Source organism: Limibacterium fermenti (assembly GCF_041902845.1).
Classification (GTDB): Bacteria; Bacteroidota; Bacteroidia; order Bacteroidales; family Dysgonomonadaceae; genus Limibacterium; species Limibacterium fermenti.
Window position 1 is genome coordinate 2,966,918 of the sequence record NZ_CP159486.1, and the last position, 24,233, is coordinate 2,991,150.

Annotated in this window: 17 protein-coding genes; 3 read left to right on the plus strand and 14 right to left on the minus strand. The window is 41.1% G+C overall.

Annotated elements, in window-relative coordinates:
• Nucleotides 1–20: 20 nt before the first annotated feature.
• A complete protein-coding gene (locus ABNK31_RS12865; protein ID WP_418892906.1) occupies nt 21–1,055 on the plus strand; it encodes an ABC transporter substrate-binding protein in 1,035 nt (344 codons plus the stop codon).
• A 122-nt stretch (nt 1,056–1,177) separates the two neighbouring features.
• Here ABNK31_RS12865 and ABNK31_RS12870 read toward each other — a convergent pair whose 3' ends face one another.
• Nucleotides 1,178–1,489, minus strand: coding sequence for a HigA family addiction module antitoxin (locus ABNK31_RS12870; protein ID WP_418892907.1), 312 nt, complete (start codon nt 1,487–1,489; stop codon nt 1,178–1,180).
• A gap of 10 nt (nt 1,490–1,499) precedes the next feature.
• Complete coding sequence (locus ABNK31_RS12875; protein WP_418892908.1) at nt 1,500–1,817, minus strand: type II toxin-antitoxin system RelE/ParE family toxin; 318 nt, start codon at nt 1,815–1,817, stop codon at nt 1,500–1,502.
• A 394-nt stretch (nt 1,818–2,211) separates the two neighbouring features.
• On the opposite strand from ABNK31_RS12875, the gene ABNK31_RS12880 reads away from it, so the two are divergent.
• Nucleotides 2,212–2,466, plus strand: coding sequence for a hypothetical protein (locus tag ABNK31_RS12880; protein ID WP_418892909.1), 255 nt, complete (start codon nt 2,212–2,214; stop codon nt 2,464–2,466).
• A 172-nt stretch (nt 2,467–2,638) separates the two neighbouring features.
• On the opposite strand, the gene ABNK31_RS12885 is transcribed toward ABNK31_RS12880, so the two are convergent.
• The 11 genes from ABNK31_RS12885 to ABNK31_RS12935 form a co-directional block, all read right to left on the minus strand.
• A complete protein-coding gene (locus ABNK31_RS12885) occupies nt 2,639–4,975 on the minus strand; it encodes a beta-glucosidase family protein (protein ID WP_418895408.1) in 2,337 nt (778 codons plus the stop codon).
• 18 nt (nt 4,976–4,993) lie between these two features.
• Entirely contained in the window at nt 4,994–6,220 is a 1,227-nt protein-coding gene (locus ABNK31_RS12890) for an esterase (RefSeq protein ID WP_418892910.1), read from the minus strand.
• A 78-nt stretch (nt 6,221–6,298) separates the two neighbouring features.
• Entirely contained in the window at nt 6,299–7,495 is a 1,197-nt protein-coding gene (locus tag ABNK31_RS12895; RefSeq protein ID WP_418892911.1) for an esterase, read from the minus strand.
• 33 nt (nt 7,496–7,528) lie between these two features.
• Nucleotides 7,529–9,070, minus strand: a complete 1,542-nt coding sequence (locus ABNK31_RS12900) for a nucleoside hydrolase-like domain-containing protein (protein WP_418892912.1) — start codon at nt 9,068–9,070, stop codon at nt 7,529–7,531.
• Between the two features lie 75 nt (nt 9,071–9,145).
• Nucleotides 9,146–10,693: a RagB/SusD family nutrient uptake outer membrane protein gene (locus tag ABNK31_RS12905; protein WP_418892913.1), complete on the minus strand. Its 1,548-nt coding sequence runs from the start codon at nt 10,691–10,693 to the stop codon at nt 9,146–9,148.
• Between the two features lie 20 nt (nt 10,694–10,713).
• The gene (locus ABNK31_RS12910) at nt 10,714–13,770 is read right to left on the minus strand and encodes a SusC/RagA family TonB-linked outer membrane protein (protein ID WP_418895409.1); all 3,057 of its coding nucleotides are present in this window, start codon (nt 13,768–13,770) and stop codon (nt 10,714–10,716) included.
• Nucleotides 13,771–13,845: 75 nt separating this feature from the next.
• Nucleotides 13,846–14,862, minus strand: a complete 1,017-nt coding sequence (locus ABNK31_RS12915; protein ID WP_418892914.1) for a GRP family sugar transporter — start codon at nt 14,860–14,862, stop codon at nt 13,846–13,848.
• Nucleotides 14,863–14,892: 30 nt separating this feature from the next.
• A complete protein-coding gene (locus tag ABNK31_RS12920; RefSeq protein WP_418892915.1) occupies nt 14,893–16,317 on the minus strand; it encodes an L-fucose/L-arabinose isomerase family protein in 1,425 nt (474 codons plus the stop codon).
• A gap of 14 nt (nt 16,318–16,331) precedes the next feature.
• Nucleotides 16,332–17,813: an FGGY-family carbohydrate kinase gene (locus ABNK31_RS12925; RefSeq protein WP_418892916.1), complete on the minus strand. Its 1,482-nt coding sequence runs from the start codon at nt 17,811–17,813 to the stop codon at nt 16,332–16,334.
• Between the two features lie 4 nt (nt 17,814–17,817).
• The gene (locus ABNK31_RS12930) at nt 17,818–18,768 is read right to left on the minus strand and encodes a transketolase family protein (protein WP_418892917.1); all 951 of its coding nucleotides are present in this window, start codon (nt 18,766–18,768) and stop codon (nt 17,818–17,820) included.
• On the minus strand, nt 18,765–19,607 hold the full coding sequence (locus ABNK31_RS12935; protein WP_418892918.1) for a transketolase: 843 nt from the start codon (nt 19,605–19,607) through the stop codon (nt 18,765–18,767). Before ABNK31_RS12935 ends, ABNK31_RS12930 begins: the two co-directional genes overlap by 4 nt.
• 617 nt (nt 19,608–20,224) lie before the next feature.
• Between ABNK31_RS12935 and ABNK31_RS12940 the strand changes: the two genes are divergently transcribed.
• Nucleotides 20,225–21,004, plus strand: a complete 780-nt coding sequence (locus tag ABNK31_RS12940; protein ID WP_418892919.1) for a DeoR/GlpR family DNA-binding transcription regulator — start codon at nt 20,225–20,227, stop codon at nt 21,002–21,004.
• Between the two features lie 780 nt (nt 21,005–21,784).
• On the opposite strand, the gene ABNK31_RS12945 is transcribed toward ABNK31_RS12940, so the two are convergent.
• Nucleotides 21,785–23,893 carry an acetate--CoA ligase family protein gene (locus ABNK31_RS12945; RefSeq protein ID WP_418892920.1) on the minus strand — a complete coding sequence of 703 codons (2,109 nt, stop codon included), beginning with the start codon at nt 23,891–23,893 and terminating at the stop codon, nt 21,785–21,787.
• Between the last annotated feature and the right edge of the window lie 340 nt (nt 23,894–24,233).

Below are 24,233 nucleotides of genomic sequence, written 5' to 3' on the forward strand. Positions count from 1 at the left end.
TCATTTTAAATAGTAGTATAATGAGTTATCAAAACGAAACAGCAGAATTGGATTCCCTTTATGCATCGGCAAAAGAGGAACAGAAACACAGTAAGAAAACGTTCTTGGTATGGGCCGGCGGCGATGCCCCCAACCAGCAGGACGCGTTGTATGCCCAATTCAAAAAAAGATTTCCGGGCATTGATATTGAAATTATCGTCGATTTGTCGAAATACCACGACATAAAGGTGTACGAACAGTTGAACAACGGCTATTTGGAACCGGACGTGGTGATGTTGCAAACAATGAACGATTTTGAAGATTGGAAGAAACTCGGCGTTCTCGAGCCTTTCAAATCGCAGGGCTTTCCTCACATCAGGAAAGGCTATTCCGATCCCGAGGGACATTTTATCGGCGGATTTATCTTTGCTTTCCTGCCGCAATATGCTAAGGAAGGCGTAAAGGTCGCGCCCAAGAACTACAAAGATTTTTTGGCCCCCGCGTTTAAAAACAAGTTGGTTTTAACTCCTCCCCACGATGACGATGCCGTGTTGTATGTGTTTGACCATATTATCAAAAAATACGGCGTGGAATTTCTGCACGAGTTAAAAGCTCAAAATCCCGCTTTTGTAAGGGGAACAGCCGCTCCGGCCGCATTGGTAGGACAAAAAGGGTTTTTGGGAAACATCGTAGGCTATCCCACCTATCCGCAACAACCGTCGCAATCGTTTATTCCGGAAGATGAATTCTTTATTACATGGCCGCAAAGAGCTGCTATGTTTAAACTGACCGAACGCAAAGCCACCGCACGATTGTTCCTGGCGTATCTGGCCAGCTATGAATTCCAATCCTCCAGAGGATTTTGGTCGACCCGTACCGACGTTACGGAATTGGGCGGATTGCAACCTATCGAGAATTACAAGAATACCGATCCGCTTGATTTTATCGAATGGATGAGAGACCGCAAGCATATCCACGAATTGCGCGTGCTTTTCACCGGAATCTTCGGCGAGGTTAAAGGGGAATCGCCTTTAAAAGACCCGAGTTTATTCAGAGTATATTACAATACGTTATAACATTTTTTACGGCTATTCTTCAGCGGGCGGTCTTTTGACCGGAGTTCGTTAGAGAATAGCCGTAAATGCGTTGATTCCCCTACGGATGCCCGTCTATCGGATCATTCGCAGGAAAACTCCCCTCACAACATCGCCGCCGATTGGCGGATTTTGGCGAGGCGGCGGGAAAAATCTTTATCTTTGCTTGCAACCTGCAAATTATATTTAAGTTGCAGGCGCATCAGGGAATCTGCCGGAACATCCAAAGCTGCTTCGAAAAGCATCGCGGTGGTCGCGGTTACCGGACGCCGTTGATTCAATATATCGTTCAATATTTTATAGGATATTCCCATCCGGGCTGCCAGTTTCTTTTGCGAAATACCCCGGTATTCTATCTCATCTTTCAATACCTCGCCGGGATGCGTAGGCGTAAATCCAAATCCAATATCTGACATAATTTTTTATTTATATATAATGATTCGACAACTCCATTATATTGCATATTGTAACAACTGTTTCCGAAACAACCTTAGTTGTTTTGAATTCAATGCGGTATTGGTCATTCACACGTACAGATTCCAAACCGTTTTTATCATCTTTCAATTCCTCGTAATGCAATGCATTATAACGGTATAAGTCCTCCGTTTTGGTAACGGATTCAAGTATATCGACCGTCTTGCGATACTTTATAGCTACGTAGGGTTGAAAACGGTGTTTTTTATCCTTGGTTTTACCGGTTTCGTACAATTCCCGCAAATACTCCTTTTCAAACTTTATTTCCATTTCGTTTCCGGATACATGTCACAAAGGTAGATATTCTTTTTTATTCCACAAAAAAAGTGGACTGCATTCTTCTTACACATTATATTCCTGTTTTCCTCAGTTTTTGTAATTAATCTCTATTTTTACAGATAAGTCTCTGAAATTCAATTATAGGTTTTCAAAATTGGGTGACCCGGCGTATGTTTGTAGGAATGTTTGTCAGAAAAAAGAAAAATAAGAGCGGGGTCATTAGTGTCCAAATCATCGAGAAGCGAGCCGAAAAATCTGTTTTAATTAAAACCATGGGGAGTTCAGCGGATCCCAACCAAGTTGACAGGTTATTTGAACAAGGGCGGTTGTTATTCGACAATACGCCGGGCAGCAAGTCCTCTTATTCGAAGAAGACGAACAAGCCGTGGTTGAAAAATATTTCTCAGCACTTCAATCTTTTTGCCTGGTTGGTCCCGAACTGTTGTTGGGAAAGATCTTTTACGAAATCGGGGTTAACCGGATAAAAGACCGTTTATTCCGCCACTTGGTCATCGCCCGTTTAGTATATCCGGTAAACAAGTTAAGAACAGTCGATTATCAGGTAGAAATCAAAACACACCTCTCAGATAAGCTCCACACAAAACTTTACCTGGACAAGGACGAGCAAAAAATTTACTAAAACTTTTCAATATCAATTTTGCGTGACCCGGCTAGGAAAACAGGTGAATATCCCCCCCTTGCTTTCTAAAGCAATTTACAAACTTATAGCAGATATTCTTCAAATACAAATAATAAAACATATTCTACAGCATACGCAGAGTGTATTCTTTTTGAATCGCAAAACATAATTCTTACTTTTTTAGGGTTGCCATTGTCGTTTTCAATTTTAAAATATCTCTTGTTTTCTCGATTTTTGCATCAACATCCAGATGAAGTACACTCTTGATATCACGCGAGGAAGCTCCAATCAAAAATTTATAATTCCCCGGATCTATCACCCATGCTGAAGCTTCCTCATCATAAGAAGCCAGATCGCCGACATTCACGGTCAGGGTTACTGTAACAGTTTCATTGGGTTTCAATTCTCCGGTTTTGGCAAACGCCTTCAATTCTTTTTCGGGTTTATCCATCTTGCCGTTATTGGGAGCAGAGACATAAAGTTGAACCACTTCCTTACCCACAAACTTACCTGTGTTTTTTACATCGACGGAGATTGTATATACACCATTATCAATCTTCAATTTGGGATTTGTATATTCAAAAGCGGTATAAGAAAGCCCATAACCAAACGGATATGAAACCTGTTTGCCGAAACTATCGAAATAGCGATAGCCGACAAAAATATCTTCTTCATACTGTGTATAATCCACATTCTTTACCGAAGTCCTCTTGTCAGCCTTATTTCTCACATCTATATCCGCTTTTACATCCATCGGAAAATTAGCAGAAGAAGCGACATCCGTCAAGTTATCCGGAAAAGTCATCGGTAACTTACCCGACGGCGAGACATTGCCTTTTAACACGTCTGTGACACTGTTTCCACCTTCCTGGCCAGGCTGCCAAACGATTAAGATAGCATCCGGCAAGTTCTTCCAAGAAGCGGTTTCTATCACACCTCCAATATTCAAGATCACAATCACTTTCTTTCCGGCTGCATGGAAAGTTTTACAAACAGACTGTAACATCTCATACTCTTCTTTATTCAGCTTAAAAACACTAATTTCACGATCGACAAATTCACCGGAAGTACGTCCCAAGGTAACCAATGCCACATCCGATTTGGCCATCTGCCCGGCTAATCCCCCTGCTGAAGGAACAAGTTCCGTAGGGCGTGGCACCGGCATGAATCTGGAAAAGGCTCCGGAGGAATCGAGAGCATTCTTCTTATTTTCGGAAGCAATATGTTCTTCGTAGGTAGCTTTCAAGGACTCGTCGACCTCATAACCAGCATTTTTCAAGCCGTCCAGTAAAGAAACGGTATAAGCCCGATTCACATTCCCCGATCCAGTACCTCCTGCAATAAAATCATAAGAAGTACAGCCGAAAAGGGCTATATTCTTGATATTTTCGTCCAAAGGAAGAGTTCCGTTATCATTCTTCAACAAGATCATTCCTTCCGTAGCCGACTGGCGGGTAACAATTGAGTGTGTTTTCAAATCGGGCTTATTGGAATAGTTGTACTCCTTAAAACGAGGACTCTCTATAATTAGTTCAAGGATACGTTTTACATTCCGATCGAGTACCGACACGTCTAGTTTTCCGGATTTTACTCCTTCCACAATCATATTGTACTGCTCAACTTTACCCGGTTGAAGTATATCGTTACCCGCCAGCATTTGGGCTATTGCATCTTTCCCTCCAAACCAGTCGGTCATCACCGCTCCTTTAAATCCCCATTCATCTCGTAGTAAAGTTGAAAGAAGCTCCTTGTTTTCAGAAGCATACACCCCATTTATATAATTATATGACGACATTACAGTCCGTGGCGACGATTCCTTTACAGCGATTTCAAAACCTTTCAAATAGATTTCCCGTAAAGCACGGGGAGTGACACGAGCATCATTTTCCATACGATTGGTTTCCTGATTATTGACTGCAAAATGTTTGAGGGAAGTTCCGACTCCATTTCGCTGTATACCTCTGACATAGGCCGCAGCAATCTTGCCTGATACGAGCGGATCTTCTGAATAATATTCGAAATTACGACCACACAAAGGATTTCGCTGGATGTTCAAGGCAGGCGCCAACAATACATCCACGCCATATTCCAAAGCCTCATTACCGATAGATTGACCAATTTCTTCCACCAATTCTTGATTCCAAGTAGAGGCAAGTAAAGTACCGATAGGAAAATGTGTACAATAATAGGTGGAAGAATCTCCGTCACGTATAGAATCGATGCGTAAACCAGCAGGACCATCCGCCAATACAATAGCCGGAATTCCCAGACGCGGAATGGGATAAGTAGTGCCTGCCGCCCCGGGTACTAGCTTCTGAGTGCTGCCGATAACGGCACTGTCGCCCGAAGTCTCCGCCATTCCGGTTCCAATTACCAGATGAACTTTTTCCTCCAACGTCATGGATTTGATTACATCATCCATAGAATCTTTGCCTAACTGGGGGACACTGTGATTACAAGCATTTAATGTACTTATGATAAGTAAAATATAAAACGATATTCTTTTCATCATTGAATTAACTTTTGTTTATTGAAATATTTTCTGCGCAAATAAAGTAAGATAAATACGCCAATTACGCCAAATATGTCCTCCGTCCGTCTCCATATATTCATAATTGTATCCTTTGGCATCCAAATACTTCCGGTAATCTTCGTTCGACTTATAAAGGAAATCCTTTTTCCCGATGGCAATCCAATAAAGCTTAGGAGCCGCCTCAAATAAGCCCGCTATTTCTTTCTCCAATATCGGATCACTTTCCAGCATCTCCATATTTGTTTTTTTAGGGTCGTTGCCTCCTAAAAAAATAGCAGCGGAAAAGAGCCCCACATAATTGAACATGTCGGGATAACGCTTGGTGGTAGCGAATGAATGACCTCCTCCCATGGAAAGTCCGCAAATCGCACGATTTTCTTTCCCTTTCAACGTATGATAATGACTTTCAATATACGTTACAATATCGGGGAAACTTTCATCCATAGATGCTATTGCTTTAGAAGCTTCATGTTCCATAAAAGAAGGTCTATACATGCCTTTAGACCATTCACCGGGAGCAGCTTGGCTATTGGTATTTCCATTCGGCATAACAACAATCATGGGTATTACTTTACCTGACGCAATTAAATTGTCCATTATCTGGACAGCTCGTCCTAATGTAATCCATGCATTTTCGTCACCTCCTGCACCATGTAACAGATATAATACCGGATAAGGGGTACCTTTATCATAACCGGCAGGCGTATACACCGTCATCCTTCGTTTCATTTTCAGAGTGGGACTGTCATACCAAACCTTGTTAACATCGCCGTGGGGAACCTCATTAACACTGTAAAGGTACCCTTTATCTCCCGATTCTTTCTTTACAATAAAAATATTCGCGTAAGAAGCGATATCGCGGCACATATATACATTGGAAGGATCCAAATAATCCATTCCATCGACTCGAAACTTATAGGAATAAAGTTCGGGAGATAGCTTTTCGGTTGTATAACTCCAGATGCCGTTTTTATCTTCCTTCATTTCTACAAAAATGGCTTGCTCCATCTCTCCCATAGGTGTTTGAACATTTACATTCGTCAAAAAATCACCTGTCAGTTCTACTTTAATGGCCTTAGGTGCGTAAAGACGGAAAATGACCGATCCATCCATATTCACTTCAGGAGAAAGAATGGAGCGTCCTCCGAATACGGCTTCTTGTGTGAATCCATTCGCAAAATAGAATATAGCACACACAAACAAATTTATCGTTTTTTTCATTTTCATTGTATAATAAAATTTATGGAAATATCTATTCGTTGCCGCGAGTTTCTCCAGACGTTACGGATTTACCCTTCTTTATTCCTTAAATAATTTAGGAACAAAAACGGAAAGATATGTCCGCCAGCACGTCCACACATGACCGCCTTCCGTCTCTAGAAATTCATACTTCAAACCGAGTTTATCCAAACGAGTACGAAAATCGGCATTCGCTTCATATAAGAAATCATCTCTTCCAATACCTATCCAATAGAGTTTCATACCATTGGCAATTTGCTTCTTAAGCGTTTCTTTGAAGTTTCCATAAACACCTTTATCTTGTCCTGGACGTTCCATAACCGCCGCAGAAAAAAGTCCGACATAGTCAAATGCATTTTCATAATAACGAGAGATATGCATGGCGTGGAAACCACCCATAGAAAGGCCGGCGATAGCACGATGGTTCTTGTCGGCTTGTACACGATAGTTCGCCTCTACAAAATCGATAATCTCGTGGAAATTTTCTTCGAAAGCACCGTCCATAGTTCCTTCTTTCAAATGGATCGGTTTATAGAAACCCCAACTACTTTCACCAGGAGCGGCTTCCATGCCGGCGTGGCCGTTAGGCATAACAACAATCATCGGCACAGCCTTTCCTTGTACAATCAGGTTATCGAGGATCTGAGTCGCACGTCCGAAAGTAACCCATTCATCTTCATCGCCGCCTGCTCCATGCAACAGATAGAGCACCGGATATTTTTTATCACCGGATTGCTCATAACCCGCCGGTGTAAAGATATTGATGCGGCGATCCGTCTTCAAGCCATCGGAGTGGTACCATTGATGAGACAATGTGCCGTGAGGCACCTTATTTACCTTGTATAAGTCTGCCTGTCCATTTCCGACAATGAAAACATTGCTTAGTGTAGCGAAATCACGATAGACATAGACATTATTGGGATCAAGGGTAGGTACGCCATCCACCATAAACTGATAACTGTAGAGTTCCGATTTCAACGGTTTCGTCGTATACGTCCAAATACCTTCGGCCTTTTTTGCCATATCGATAAGCCCTGCGCCCACCATTCCGCCGATATGTTGTCCCTCTGCCTTTTCGGCAAAGTCCCCGGCTATCTGCACTTTCCCGGCATCGGGAGCCTTAAAGTTGAACGTGACTGTATTATCGTCGTGCACAATCGCCGACTCTATATCCTGTGCAACAAATAGATTCTGTTGGGCAGACACTTGCATTCCACAAGCTGCCATAAACAATATTGCTAATAAAATCTTTCTCATTTCTTTATTATATATTAAAAACTAGTCATTCATTTATTTAGCCACCGTAATAATCAGGCGGTGGTAACGGTTCATTTGGGGTATTCCATTGTCCGTAACTTCCATAATCAGATGAATCGTATCACCCGGTTTGGCATCGGCAGGAATGGTAAGGCGGGTGTCGGAAGAAGAGGGATCATCAACAGATACTTTTCCCCGATAGGTACCCGCCGACACATACTGCCACCATTTCACCGTAACTTTATCTTTATCGGGATCGGTTACGGCATAGCGCAATTTCAGTTGTTCTCCCGGTCTAGTGCTCATCGCGAGCCCCCCCGTGATAACCGGTTCATGGTTCGCATCGGCGTAGTTGGGAGTAACCGACCATTTAAAGCGGGCTGCCAAACCATTCATCACCGCCGGGGTAAAGTCAGGTAAAGGATAGTGCTCAGCCCTATACTCCATCTGTTTCATACGCGGAAGGTTGTTTACAGAATCCGGAAGAATCGTTCTGCCGCCGCACCAACCGCCATAAGTGGGTTCTTCATGGCCACGCAGTCCGTTATCGATTAGGTTTAGGTAACAATAGGTATCCCCTTCAGCCAAGAATGAGCCTTTCGGTTGTATCCCCGTCCAGACGATATAGCCCTGTTTTTTAAGATCTTCAATCGTATAACCGGACAATCCGAAAAAATCGAATTTATCACTTTCAACCATCTGCTTGCCGTCACCCCATACACGATACATTTCGCCGAGAGGCCCCTTACTGCTGATATTCTCTTGCATCCACTCCGGAGAATAGAATACCTGATTCTCTTTGGAAGCCCTCAATTGGGCATTGTAAGCCAATCCTACCGCCATGCCTCCCATCTCCATCTGCACGAGCTCCGGCCAAAAAGGTTTAATGTATCTAGCATACGTATCGTCCTGATCACCTGAAAGAGAGAGAACAACCTTCTTTGCAATTTTTTCTTTGATCTCTTTCCAAGAATGGGTATGTTCATAAATATCCTGAATCGATTTCAACGCGCGGGCAATGGTGCTGGCACCTCCCCAAGCGTTTATAAATACAGGATCCGGACATTTGTCAAGTAATACGGATTTAATCAGTTCTGATCCCGGAGTATCTTTAGATATATCGCCATCAAATTCAATATTGCCGATACGCACTTTCGACTTTAAATATTCAGGAGTAGGATAAGAAGGAGCATGTACTTTTAGGTTAGGATATACTTTTCCATACGCTTCCACCGCATCATCAATAAAACGTTCATTGGGATCCCAGCGCCAACTTTCCATTGGTCCGTAATCTATTTCGTCCCGAGAATATTCACGTCCGGGTACATACCATTTTGTACCATGCCCATCTCCTTTCCAATGGAATTGACTACTGGCATAAATCAACCCTTCTACACGGAAATCCGTACTGAAAAGTAAGAAACGAATTAGCGAGTTCAAATCATCAAGTTCCGGATCACATGTAATGATAACACGGGGGCGGGACGGACCTTCAGCAGGCTTCTGTTGAGCATTCGCCCAACCAGGCAGAGCTGTAAGAAGGGCAGAGAGCAATAAGCATTTAAATTTAACCATACTATCCATATTTATTTGTTCATTTGCATTTACTAGTCATTGTGAATATTCTAAAACAAACAACAAGAGGACCCATTACCATCCAGGATTCTGTTTCATATTCTTATTAACGTTCATTTCGGTGGCAGGGAACGGAAGTAATTCATGCTTTCCGGTTTTAAAACCCGCAGAAGCATTTTTTTGTTCATTCCAACTCACACGACCATCTTTATAGAGAGCCGGTCTTTCCCGACCTCTCTGGGCCAGCACTGTCGCCGCATCCCCCCAACGAATCAAATCCTGATAACGACAACCTTCCATCCAGAGTTCTAGGCGTTTTTCTTTCTTAATATCATCCATTGAAACACTTACCAAAGCCGACAATCGGGCACGGGTACGCACTTTGTTTACACATTCAACAGCTTCAGTAGCACTGCCAGCCTGAAGATTTGCTTCAGCTGCAAGCAACAACACTTCGGCATAACGCATGGCTCGGGCATTGTTAGGACAACGCAACCAATAGTAATTGATAACATCTTCTTCATAAACCCGATATTTCCAACTGAAATAGCCAGCATTGTCAGGCATATAGGCAATCGCTCCACTCAATGAAATCCCCATATCTTCCATTTGCTGATAGGTTTTAATAGAAGCATTCAAGCGATAAGTATCTCCCATGCCGACAAATGCATCGTAACTCTCTTTTGTCGGGTTGAAGAATCCCCAACCGCCATGAGAATATATTTGAGTCGGTTCATTAAAAGAAAGCATATCTCCCCTCCAATGTATATATACCCAAATCATATCACTCATGATACCGGTAGCATTGTTAGCGTCGTAAACATAGTTGCTTTCAAACATGCTTTCACAGTTCGCTTCCCCCTTTGTTGTCTGGATATTTTCAAAATCAGTATAAAGTGCATATTTACCACTGTTGACAACAGCATTAAGCGTAGCAGCAGCATCATTATAGTTCTTTTGATACATATAGGCCTTTCCCAACAATGCTTGCGCAAACTGTTTAGTAATGCGGTAAGTAAAAGCATCAGGATTCGCTTTTTCTTCCAAATTACCACTCTCGATAGCTTCCGTCAAATCTTGGTTGACCAATGCCCACAAAGCATTCGTATCACCATTCGCTTGAGCATATTCGTTGGAAGCCAAAGGATGATCTACCAATGGAGGAGTACCCCAAAGACTGATCAGTTCTATGTAAGACATCGCGCGGAACACTTTTGCTTCCGCACGTGCGCGAAACTTAATATCGGAGTCTCCTTTAACATACTCTAAAACAATATTGGCAGCATAAATCACCTTGTAAAGATTGGTATATAATGTCTTGATATGGGAAAAATCCGAATCGAACGTATAAGTCGATAAAAGTTGAGCACTTGCAGCCGTCCAGCTTTCGCCGGCCGAGTAACAATCGTCCGAGAGGAGATTCTTTAACCAGAATGCAGATTGATAAGTATCTTTCCAACTACTATAACACGCTATAATCGCTTCCTCTGCATCCGCGTCTGTTTTATAAAAATCATCCAAAGTATTTACACCATGCTGTGAGATATCCAAGTAGTCCTCACAAGAGAAAAAAGCAGTGTAACTAATGACCAATATGCTTAATAAGATATGTTTTGTTTTCATATTTTCTTTTAAATTAAAGATTAGAATGATACGTTTAAACCAAATACGATCTTTTTACTGGAGGGATAGGACCCCATGTCCAATCCCATCGCATTACCTGTACTGGTAAATTCCGGATCAAATCCTGGATAACCAGTAAATGTAAAAAAATCATCCAAAGAACAATAAACACGAAAATTACTAAGGTAGGTTTTTTTCAAAAGACCTTTAGGTAAAGTGTATCCTAACTGAATTTGTTTAATCTTGAAATAGGAACCATCAAATACAAATTTGGAACTCTTCAAATATTTATCATAATTACTGGGATTAGAACGAGCATATTTTGAATTTTCACCCGTTTTTGTCCAACGTCCATCATAAAATTCTTTTATCGTATTTGCTTTCATCCGGGAAGTACGGTTATAGCCGATGAATACATCATTTCCGTGTGAACCTGAACCAAAGGCTGTAAAATCGAATCCTTTCCACGCCATTGTCAGGGTCATGCCATAAGTAAAATCTGGTATGGCAGAACCGATTTCCGTCTGATCTGCATCTCCGATAATACCATCATCATTCAAATCCGAAAATACAGGATCGCCCGTTTGAGGATCGATGCCGGTGCAATTGTAACCGCGCATATACCACATCGGGTACTTCTCTTCAAAATAGTTTATTACACCAATGCCCGAACTGGTTTCACTGGCGATACGTTCCAAAGTTTCATGCAAATATGTTACTTTGTTTTTTAACGTTGCAATATTCGCTTTTACACTGTAGTTGAAATCTTTAATATTATCACGCCATGATAATTCTAATTCAAAACCGCTATTCTTAACATTACCAGCATTCATAGGTGAAACGGTATTGCCTACAATTAAGGAAGGAGTAATGCCGGTTACAATCAAGTCTTTCGTATTCTTTTCATAATAGTCTCCACTGAAACCCAGACGATCGTTCAACATACGAAGATCGACACCGACGTCAATCTGTTCGGAAGTTTCCCACTTCAAATCATAATTTCCGGTTGCTGAAGGTAATGAGCCGATCTTATAAGACACGTCGCCAGCCATGGGATAATTGATCTTCGACAGAATGGTTGCATCATACATATAGTCTGCCAAACCTGCAACACTCCCATTCTGTCCCCAACTTGCACGCAGTTTTAAGTGAGACACAGGTCTGACATTCTCCATAAACTTTTCATTGGAAAGGAGCCAACCTGCAGATACGGCGGGAAAATAACCCCATCGTTTTTGTAAAGGCAAAATAGAAAGGTCGGCAGCATCGGCACGAAGGGTGAATTGAACAAAATATTTGCTTGCATAGTCGTAAGATGCTCGTCCGAAATAAGATAAATTGGCATATCGGCGTTCTTCACCTCCGCTTACGGCGCGGGTTGCAGTGCCCGTTTGATAAGCAAAGTATGCATAATTGGGATTCAGTTTGGTAATCCCCAAATCAAGCTTATCCCCGGAACGGCTGCCGTTAATACCGCCTGTTACTCCGAAGGAAGTGTTAGAAGAGTAAGACATTCCAACCATAGCGTTTACGTTGTGTTTATCGGCAAACGTCCGGGTGTAGTTCGCAAAGTTTTCCCACTGCCAGTAAGTAGCGTTAGAACTCGAAGCATCTACAGACACATAGTCTTGGTAAAGATCGGAGCAAGTAATATTAGGCATTACATAGCCGTAAGAATTGTGGTAAGCATACCGATACCCCAGACGTGAAGTAACAACAATCTCCTTTATAGGATTAAAATCCAGATAAGTAGAACCACTAAATACAAAACCGTCTCTCTTAGTCAGGCCACGGTCTCTCATGATGTATGGGTTGATATTATTGGAGTCGCCATAAGGAGAGATGGAATAGTAATCTCCATTAGCATCCTTAAGTAAAGTATGCCCTGCGTTCCTATAACCGATCATCGTATCGGGTAACTTCTCAGGGGAATAGGTTACGGGAGTTAATGGGTCCAGTTGAATGGCAGATAACATGAGAGAATTCGTTGCAGAGGCTTCACTCACAGACTGCACGTGATACCGGGAGAATGTGTTATTTGTAGAAAACTTTAACCAGTCCTTTATTTTATAATCAGCATTCACCGTACCAGTAATACGGTCAAAAACATCCTTATTTCCTATAATCGGCCCATTATTGTTCAGGTAAGAGAGCGAAGCAAATAGCGAACTGATTTCATTGGCATTCTGGAAATTAATGTTGTGACGCTGCATCATGGATGCTGCAAACGTTTCGTTCATCCAGTCGGTATCGGTTTTACCATCCCAATACCGGTCTATTGTTTCCTGAGGAATAAGATTCCCTTCCGTCATATAGTTGATATATTCCCGTGCATTCAAAACTTTTGGAGTAAGCCCCAAACTCTGGGATGACAACTGAAAATCATACGTAATCCGGCTAATTCCTTTCTTTGCCTTTCTGGTGGTAATTAATACCACGCCGTTACCAGCCTGGGCGCCATAAATAGCAGCGGAAGCAGCATCTTTTAAGACTTCTATACTCTCGATGTCATTGGGATCCAGATTACTGATATCAGTAGTACGCAACCCATCCACAACATACAACGGATCCGAACTGGCATTACTGCTATAACCACGAATACGAATAGATGGATTAGCTCCAGGAGCTGCTGATGAAGAAATAACCTGTATACCAGCCGTCTTTCCTTGTAAAGCTTGTTCCACATTAGTAATGGTTCGATTCTGTATATCTTCTGATTTTACAGAAGTTATAGATCCCGTTACAGAACTTCTCTTTTGTACACCATAGCCAACTACCACAACTTCCTCTAAAGCTGCGATATCTTCTTTCATCGTAATATTGATTATACTTTCAGACGCAGTTCTTTCCTGAGTAATATAACCAATGTAAGAATAAACAATCATTGCACCTTCATGTACCTGTAAGGAATAATTGCCCTCAAGATCAGTCATCATACCATTTGTAGTACCTTTCTCAAGTACATTTACGCCAATCATCGGTTCATTAAGTTCATCAACAATTTTACCAGACACGACTATTTGTTTTTGTCCAAAAACAGACGTCATGCCTACCAAAAGGAGGAATAGTAAAGTCATTAGACTTTTCTGTCCAATTTTTATTACAATCGTTTTCATTTGAAATAATTTTGGGTTAATTTTAAATTAAATAAATCAGTTAGAAAGGGTTATAAACACTAATCCTATTACAAACATCACAAACATAGTTGCAATTAGAGGTACAGTACCCTTGGGGGCGCCTTTGAATTCTTTCCAAACAAAGAAACCCCAAACCATCGCTACGACAGGCGATGCATTACTCAACGCATAAGATATGGCAGGATTGGCAGCCCCTGATCCCATAAAGCTGACGACCATGCCACTCATCCAAATAAAACCGCCCAACATCCCTATGAGGTGTGTGCGAACATCACCTTTCAGATAATCTTTCATTGTTACCTTATGCCCTTGTACCGGATGGTTCATTGCAAAGGTGTTGAAAACGGGAGTACTGATGAGTACCCCTACAGCGAAACAAAATACACCCATATAGGGAGTTAATGTCCCTGTTCCGCCAGTAATATATTGCGGATCAATGGATTTAACCACCAGCCCATAAAAGAACATGATAGACAATCCCGCAATAATAGCCAGCAAAATGCCTTTTTTGGGCGTGGATGCCTTGCTGGCCGACATCTTTCCATAAGCTTTACCACAAATATAGATAGCAGCCACAATGATTACAACGCCTATCCAAAGCAACGCTTGGTTACCCGGATAAACTTCTCCTGCAAGAGAAATAAGTAAATAATTAAAGATAATACCGCCTATCCAGGCCAAACCGCCGCCAATAGGGAACCCTATCGACATACCGGCGACAGCGATGGCTGCTGTAAGGAAGATGTTGCCAAAGTTCCACACGATACCTCCTAACAGAGCATATTTAATACTGCCCCAGTCCATCGCTGCAATATCTTCAAAGAAAGTACGTCCTTCCTCTCCCAAACTACCCAATGTTAAGGCTCCCACGAGAGCTGTTACAAAAAGGCCGACGGTTAAATCCCAATAGAATAGCTCGAAACTCCAGTTTTTCAACGCCACCATTTTCTGTGTGTTGGCCCACGAACCCCAGCAGAGACAACAATAGACACAACATAAAATAGCTAAAAAATAATTATCGACAAGTACCATAATTTCTATTTATTTTCACGGTCTAAATCTCTATTCATGAACATATAAATCCCATCCCAAATAGTTTTCGATGGCCTCGCTTACAATATCTTTGACATCGTTTCGAACCATCGCTACATGATGTTCAAAACCATTTTTGCAAATGTATCTCATCAAAGTCTGTAAATTGTTTACTTGGGTAACGGCAATACATCCGTCCATTCCGTAGGGATCATCTGTAATCTCACCCGTACCTAAATAAGCTTTGATGCAACCTTTCGTATCATCAGTAGAAATACGGAAAAAAGTAAAATCTCCTTTGCTCACCTTGCCATATACCGCACCAAAAGTATTTATCTTGCCGAGGGTACGTCCCAAAACACCCAACGTTCCAAGTCTTAAATCATTGCTAACGAAAGATTTTGGGAAATTGCCACAGTGAGTACATACGCACTTATTGCGATCTTCCGCAAAATTGTTATTCCAATCGAGCAATGCAGAGGGTTCTTTTGTTGCCAATGTCAGGGCATACATGGAAACTGCTCCCGCGATATCGACCTCGCAAGCTGCGGGAAGTAGCTTTTCACTCAGCATACTCATTGTGACACACGCAGCACAACCATAATTCTGCTCCAAAGAATCCCAACATTGAATCGCAACAGCATCTATTTGATTGACTTCAATCCAGCGTTCTACGGCTACTCCGAATTTACCCTGCAGTACTAATTTGTCACTATATTCGTCCGGCACCGTTGCATAATTCCGAATTTTCTTCAACTCATTCTGTAAATCAACATCGGTATCTTCAATCTTACGGGCTGCTCCGAGAATCTCGGAGAGATCAACCGGTACGACGGTAATTCCACTCTTCTGCAATAATTTCTCCGAAGCGCGTACCGTCTGAAAACCGGCCGGACGAGTACCAATGGCTCCTATTCGGGCATGCCGCAACCCATTTACAACACGGCAAATTCCCGCGAATTTATTGATATCTTCAGCCAATAAATCAGAATAAATCGAATACGTATGCAGACTTGTATTTGTAAAAGGAAGACCATATTGATACAAGTTATTACAAACAGAAATCTTACCACAGAAAGCATCTCGACGATTGTCTAGATCGACTTTATCATTTTCATCATCACAAGCTTGTACCAAAATCGGAACATTCAAATCGGCAACACTGATAGCATTGATAATGCCGATTTCAAACCCGAAATTGGGCAACGACACTATAATCCCATCAATATATTCACGGTTTTCACGAAATAACGCCGCACACATCAGTCCATCTTCCCGTGTTTCAATACTGCTACTGCCCGTAGGTGTAGCATCTTCCGGGAGAATTACATAATCATAACCTTCATCCGTAATAGTCTTCAGCAACTGTTTACGAACATCTTTAGCTAACTCAGAATTAAAATAAGCTCGTGTCCCGATAATTATACCAAAACACATTTTTCCATTGTTTTTCATCTTTAAAATATTATTTAGTTTAGTATTCTATTCACAGCTTCATGCCAACCTACATCTAATACTTCTACCTTCTTCTTATCCATTTTAGGGGAAAAGTATTTTTTGGAATTAAACAAATTGGCTATATCCTTAAAATTATTCCAAATATTGCGGGCTAGTCCATTCATAATGACGGCTCCCAAAACTGAGGCATTTTCTATATCAGAGCATCTTATAGTTGTCTGTAATATATCAGCTTGGAATTGCATCAATAAATGATTTTTAGTCGGTCCTCCATCCACTCGGAGTTCTCTCAAAGATATACCGGCCTTATCGGACATCAGACTTACCAAATCTTTAATCTGATAGGCTATCGATTCAAGAGCCGCACGCAGGACAATATTTTTTTCGGTCTTCAAAGTCATTCCCAAAATAGCCGCTTTTGCATCTGCACGCCACCATGGAGCCCCTAACCCTGCAAATGCAGGTACAAGGTAGACTCCTTGGGTATCTTCAACTTTTGATGCTAACTCTTCTATTTGGTCAGGAGAATCAATTAACTTCAAGTTCTCAACAATCCACTTAATGGTAGCGCCTGTACAATGGATATTCCCTTCGAAAGCATAATAAATTTTCCCTAAAGCAGCGAAACCAATAGTAGTAACCAGCCCTTTTGGAGCTACCGCCGGGGCTTCTCCAATATTCAGCATAATAGATGACCCTGTACCGTAAGTTGCTTTACCCAATCCTGCTTCAAAACACATCTGGCCCACTAAAGCTCCATGAGAATCTCCTATAACTCCTGCAATTTGAATTGGGTTTTTAAACAAATTATTTATTGTCGTTCGACCAAAGACTGAATCACAGGCCATTATACGAGGCATCATGCTGCGGGGAATAGTGAATAATTCAAGTAATGTGTCATCCCAATCCAATGTGTACAAATTAAGAAGTAGTGTTCGGGAAGCGTTTGTATAATCTGTTAGATGTTCTTTACCTTCTGTCAGTTTCCAAATCAACCAGGAATCAATTGTACCTAATAGCAATTCTCCTCTTTCGGCCATTTCACGTGCATCCTTCACATTATCGAGTATCCATTTTACCCCACTTGCAGAAAAGTAAGGATCGAGCAGCAAACCGGTTCTTTCTTGAACAACCTTATCGTATCCCCTAGCTTTTAGATCTTTACAAATATCGGTACCACGCAAACATTGCCAAACCACGGCATGATATATAGGCTTTCCGGTATTCTTGTTCCACACAACCACCGTCTCGCGCTGATTAGTTATGGCAAGGGAATAAGTACAATTCTCTTCTCCTTTTTCTTTTATCAGACAAGCTATCGCTGTCAGGACATTCTGATAAATCTCTTCCGCATCATGTTCTACCCATCCTGTTTGAGGATAATATTGTTGATGAGGTATATCCACCTCTCTTAACAACACAAGCTCCTCACTGAATAATACAGCTTTTGTGGTAGAGGTACTTTGATCTATCGCAATTATTTTTTGTCTCATAATATTAAGTTTTTATAAACAATGGGGTATTCCAATTAAGAAAGTCTAAGGCAGCATTAAAAATGCCCGTTTTATCTAATCCGTAATAGGCGAAAATTTCAGAAGATTTAGCATGTATCACATTCTCATCGGGTATGCCTATGATTTTAACAGGCACAGGCGTTTCAGAAATAGCCTCCGTGACAATGCTTCCTAATCCTCCGCATTGACTATGCTCTTCAACGGTAATAATCTTCCTCGTCTCTGCGGCGGCCTTTAAAATGACATCTTTATCATAAGGTTTAATAAAAGCCATATCTATTACACGAGCTTCAATGCCTCTTTGGCGTAACATGAGGCCGGCCTGATAAGCATGATAAACAGTTTCTCCTGTCCCTATAATTGTCAAGTCATTTCCACCCAACAGCGTATTAGCTTTACCAAATGTAAACTCGAAATTATCATCTTCATAAACATCAGGCACAGCAGCACGTCCCACTCGAATATACACGGGTTCCGAATAATTGGCCAACAGTTCTACAAGTTTTTTAGTCTGACGTGCATCACAGGGCATAACCACATTCATTCCGGGAAAAGTGCGCATAACGGCAATATCGTGCAAACTGTGATGTGTAGCTCCTAAAGCTCCATAAGCAACTCCCCCGCTTACTCCTAATAATTTTACACTATTCTGACTATATGCCAAATCAATTTTAACTTGCTCCAAACTACGAGTCGTATAAAAGCAAGCAGGTCCGCACAAAAATACTTTTTTGCCGCTATGAGCCAATCCAGCAGATATACCGACTGCATTCTGTTCAGCGATGCCGCATTCCACAAATTGCAATGGCAATTCTTTTGCGAACTCATCGAGCGTCACTGACCCCCTCGCATCAGTAGTTACAGCCACAATCTCTTTGTCTACACGGGCTAATTTCAGTAAAGTCTCTGTGAAGACTTTTCTACAAGCTATCATATTGATTTACTATTTTCTAAAACAATAATTCTTTCTGTTATTTCTCCTATTGCTTCTTCATATTCCTCGGCAGACGGAACCCCATGATGCCACTTAACAACACCTTCCATATAAGAAACTCCTTTCCCTTTAGTCGTGTGCGAAATCAATAAATGAGGTTTATGATTTGAATAGTCTATCGATTTTAATGCTCTGACAATATCTTCAATATTATCTCCATTCATCTCCTTCACATCCCATCCGAAAGCCACCCAACGTTCAGAAATATTTTCTAAAGACAAGACCTCTTCTGTTGGCCCACTAATTTGCAACCCATTACGATCAATGATAGCGACTAAATTATCTAACTGATAGTGATGAGCTGCCATAGCGGCTTCGTAAATAGACCCTTCGCCCTGCTCCCCATCTCCCATCAGCACATAAGTCTTATACGTTTTTTGATCCATTTTTGCAGCGAGGGCAATACCTGCACCAACAGATAGTCCATGCCCTAACGAACCGGAATTTATTTCAATGCCGGGGATATCTATCGTAGGATGTCCGGCAAGCACCGAACCGTATTCTCCTAATGTATCCACAATATCAGAAGAGATAAATCCTCTAGATTCTAGAGTTACATATAATGCTTCTACACAATGCCCTTTACTCATGATAAAACGATCTCTATTAGGATCATTTGGAAAATCGGGATCTATATTCATCATATAAAAGTAAAGGACAGTTAATACATTCAAGCAAGATAAATCACCTCCTATATGTCCTGCCCTTGCTTTATATACAACCTCCATTAATCTTTTGCGATTTCTTTCAGATTGTAATTTCAAATTTTCTATTTTCACAATTACTCTTTTTTATTATTACTCCTGCAAAGAAAATAAACAAAAACAGAAAAACAAAAGAAAACGACAACAAACACAATATTTTTAGTATTTATTAACCTAAACAAGGGCACAAAAGGCAATTTATGAGTAAAAAAAAGAGAAACCGAAATAAAAAACAAATACAACATTATTCAATTAATAAGATGAATATAAAACTAATAAAATATTTTATCCATGATATATCCATTTAAAATCAAAATAATATTTTTGTTTACTTTTGAGTTCTTACGTTTAACACCCAACCAAAAGCGATGAGTAGTTTTAAATCTATTATAATAAATCCGAATACCTTCTCCTAATCGGCTGAAAAAAGATACAGGAAATACTCAAGAACAATCTTTTACATGCTGTTAACTGAAAATTATCAACCACTAGCAGTTAAGTCACAGACTGTTACATATACGCATAATTTGTGATAAAACAATATTGCATAATTTCTAAAACCCTCATGTTTATTTTCGATTGTTTTCGATTTTAACTAACTTTGCATTGTTATTTAAATAAGAAGGGAATACTCAATTCGAAATAATATGAAGTATTCAAGAATACACTACAAAATATAATTCATAAGTAATATGGCACTTAATCAACGAAGAATAAAAATTTTGAACTTAATTCGTGAAGATGGACATGCAAAAGTTCAAGACTTGAGCAAAATTTTTAAAGTAACAGATGTAACGATAAGACAAGATTTAGAGGTTCTGGAGAACATGGGGCATATCCAAAGGGAGCATGGGGGAGCTTTTTTAAGAGATGTCGGTTCGTTTGCTAAAACAGGAAAATTATTTAATCAAACATATATAGAAGAGAAAAGAGAAATTGCAAAAAAAGCAAGAACTTTAATAAACGAGGGAGAATGCATCATTTTAGATTCCGGCTCTACAACGACCGAAATAGCTAAACTTTTAATAAATTACCAACATCTGACTGTTATAACCAATGCTTTAAATATAGCATTGATCTTGGGCGAAAATCATGGCATAAATTTAATTGTAACCGGTGGAGAATTTAAAGCTCCTACCCTTTCTTTAACAGGAAAAATGGCAGCAGACTCTCTTAAAGATGTACATGCGAATAAGTTATTTCTAGCAACTGCCGGTATTTCTGCGAACATGCAACTCACATATCCGAGCTTAAGCGATTTAATGGTAAAATCGGCTATGATAAAATCTTCCGATGAAGTTTACCTTGTAGCAGACTCTTCAAAAATAGGGATCAGCGCTTTTGCCAATCTTGGCTCCATATCGCTTGTTAAAGCGCTTATTACAGATAAAAATATTTCTAATGAGTATATTGACAAAATAAAAGAAAAAAACGTAGAAATCTTATATCAACAAAGTGCTAATCTTGGCTAATAAACAATTAGAACCGTTTGCTTTTATTTTTTGCAAAAAAAATGATTTCAGAGGATCGTAATCTCATGTATTAATGATTCGTTTATCTGAATTTTCAAAACTAACAAATTAAAAAAATAATCTTCTCTATTTTTGACATGAATTCAATTTATTATTTCATATCTCGTATTCATAATCAAATATTTTATCTTTAAAAGACTGCTTCCATCCGGCTTCCACAGAAATTCCTCAATGCTTCACCATCTTCATAGATCTTTTACGGACCAGTTCGTAAAGCATTGGCGGATTTTCGCAAGACGCCGGGAAAAATCCTTATCCTGACTCGCAACCTGCAAGTTGTATTTGAATTGCAGGCGCATTAGAGATCGGCAGAAACATCCAAAGCTGCTTCAAACAGCATTGCAGAGGTTATGGTAACAAGACCTCACCCGGATATGGGTAGCTCTAAAACCAAATTAAGTTTTTGACATCGCCTTTTCTATTTATAATGATTCGACAATTCAATTATAATACATATTGTTACCCCCGTTTCCGAAATGACTTTGGTCGTTTTGAATTCAATTCAAACTTTATTTCCATTTCGTTTCCGGATACATGTCGCAAAGGTAGATATTCTTTTTTATTCCACAAAAAAAGTGGACTGTATTCTTCTTACAATATATATATTGTACAGCATCTCCATCGATATACGGTATAATACAACGCCCGGCAAGTTCCAGGTACCTGCCGGGCGTAAAAGTAAGATTATCCGTCAAACCGTTTTCAACGGCTAAACGGGGATTATTTCAAAGCCAACCGTACGTCGGCTACATAAGCCCTTTCGCTGTTTACCAGCACCGGATTAAAGTCGGCTTCAGTCAGTTGCGGGAAGTCCGCCGCCAACTGCGACACTTTGAGGAGCACGTCTTCGAGCGATTCGAAGTTCACGCCCTTTTCGCCGCGCGCGCCGGACAACAACTTATACGTTTTAATTTCTCGGATAACGTTATGCGCATCTTCCTTGCTCAACGGCACCAAACGGAACGCGATATCCTTCAGAATTTCCACATAAATACCGCCCAACCCGAACATCAACAGTGGGCCGAACTGTGCATCGCGTTTGAAACCGATAATGATTTCCTTCGTGCCTTTCGGAGCCATTTGCTGAATTAAACATCCGGTGATATGCGCATCGGGGCGCATCTTAGCCGCCCTTTCGGTTACTTCGGTGAACGCAGCGCGCACCTCGCCGGCATTTTTCAATCCGACTTTCACACCGCCCACATCGCTCTTGTGCGAAATTTGCACGGAAGCGATTTTCAATACCACGGGGAAACCGATCTTTTCGGCCGCGGCGGCAGCTTCATCGGCAGTGGTCGCCAAATCCGAAGCAAGCGCCGGCATGTTATACGCTTTCAATATTTGTTGCGCCTGATATTCCACGATTTCAGCGGCTCCGGTCTTTACGGCTTCTTCCACCACGGCGGCAGCTTTGGCTTTATCACGTTCGGGAACCACATACGTCATTTCTTCACGTTCTTTCCACTGCGCGTACTTATACATCGTTTCGATGCTTTCGATAGCCGGTTCGGGGAAAGTAAAGAAAGGCACATCGGCATTCTGGAACATCTTTTCGGCAATAGAAATACGTTCTTTACCCATGAAGCAGGGGAATACCGGTTTATCGGTCTTTTTAATCGTATCGATCAACCCTTGGGTGATAGCCTCGATATGCTCGAATGCCGTCGATGTGGGAGTCAAAATAACCAACACGGCGTTAAACGAATCGTCGGCTACGATTTCTTCCAAAGCGGCCTTGTAAGCGGTAGCGGTAGCATCGCCACCGATATCGAGCGGATTGCGGAAGGAAGCGTAGGAAGGAAGCACTTTTTTGAGGCTTTCAATCGTTGCGGAAGCGGGTTGCACCATCTTCAACGATGTTTTCTCGCACGCGTCGGTAGCCATGATGCCGGGGCCTCCTGCATTGGTGATGATCGCCAGATTGGGACCTTGCGGCAGACTGGCTTTCGAGAACGCCTGTGCCAAATTAAAAAATTCGGACATGGATTGTGCCCGAATCACGCCTGTTTGCTTAAAGGCAGTCGAATATGCATTGTCGGCTCCGGCAATCGATCCGGTGTGAGAGGCGGCCGCTTTGGCCCCTGCCGAAGAAACACCGCTCTTCACCACCACAACCGGTTTTTTACGGGTTACCTCTTTTACTTTTTCAATAAATTTTTGTCCGTCGATGATGTTTTCCATATATCCCATCACGACGCTTGTATCAGGATCATTTCCGAGATACTCGAGGATATGGCTTTCGTTCAACACAGCTTCGTTACCTAAACTGATGAACTTAGAAAAACCGACTTTTTCGCCCAACGCCCAGTCGAGGATAGACGTAAACAGCGCACCCGATTGCGAGAAGCACGAAATACGGCCGGGTAAGGGTTGTCCGGGAGCGAACGTAACGTTTACCTTATCGCTCATATTGATGAGACCTAAACAGTTCGGACCCACCAATGCGATATTGTTCTTAATACACAACGCTTGAATTTTCTTTTCAAGTTCGGCGCCTTCTCCACCCACTTCCTTAAATCCGGCGGTGATGATAATCGCGCTTTTCACTCCGATTTTGACCAATTCTTCCATCGAACCCAATACGAACTGTTTGGGTACGGTCAATACAGCCAAATCAAGCCCGTGAGGCAAGCCGGCGACGTCCTTCACAACCGGACGGCCTAAAATTTCTGTACTTTTGGGATTAACCGGAATAATTTTGCCTTCATAACCGGCATCGATTAAATTCTGGATTACGGTATTACCGATTTTCCCCGGAGTAGCTGACGCTCCGATAATCGCCACAACTTTCGGTGCGAATAAAGCATTAAGATCGTATGATCCTGACATAATAATGTTCTCCTTAATTTTTTTTAGTTGGTGAAGTGGGGGAAAGCGTTAAGGTTTCACTCGCTTCACGATTCGTTAAAATCAGATTATTAATTGTTTTGAATTTTATGACCGTAAAGGTACGAAACAAATTTTGACTAAAAAAATATTTGTTGTTTGTTTTTCCTTGAAGTTACCTCATTAACAGGCTTATTATGAGCATTAAAAAGATAAAAGAAAATAGATTTCGTATAGCGATATGTCGAATTTAACAGATACATGCATAACAGTCTGTAAACAAAAAAACGTTCTATTCAAACGAATAGTAACGTTCACAGAGATAAATAACGCCAATATGTAA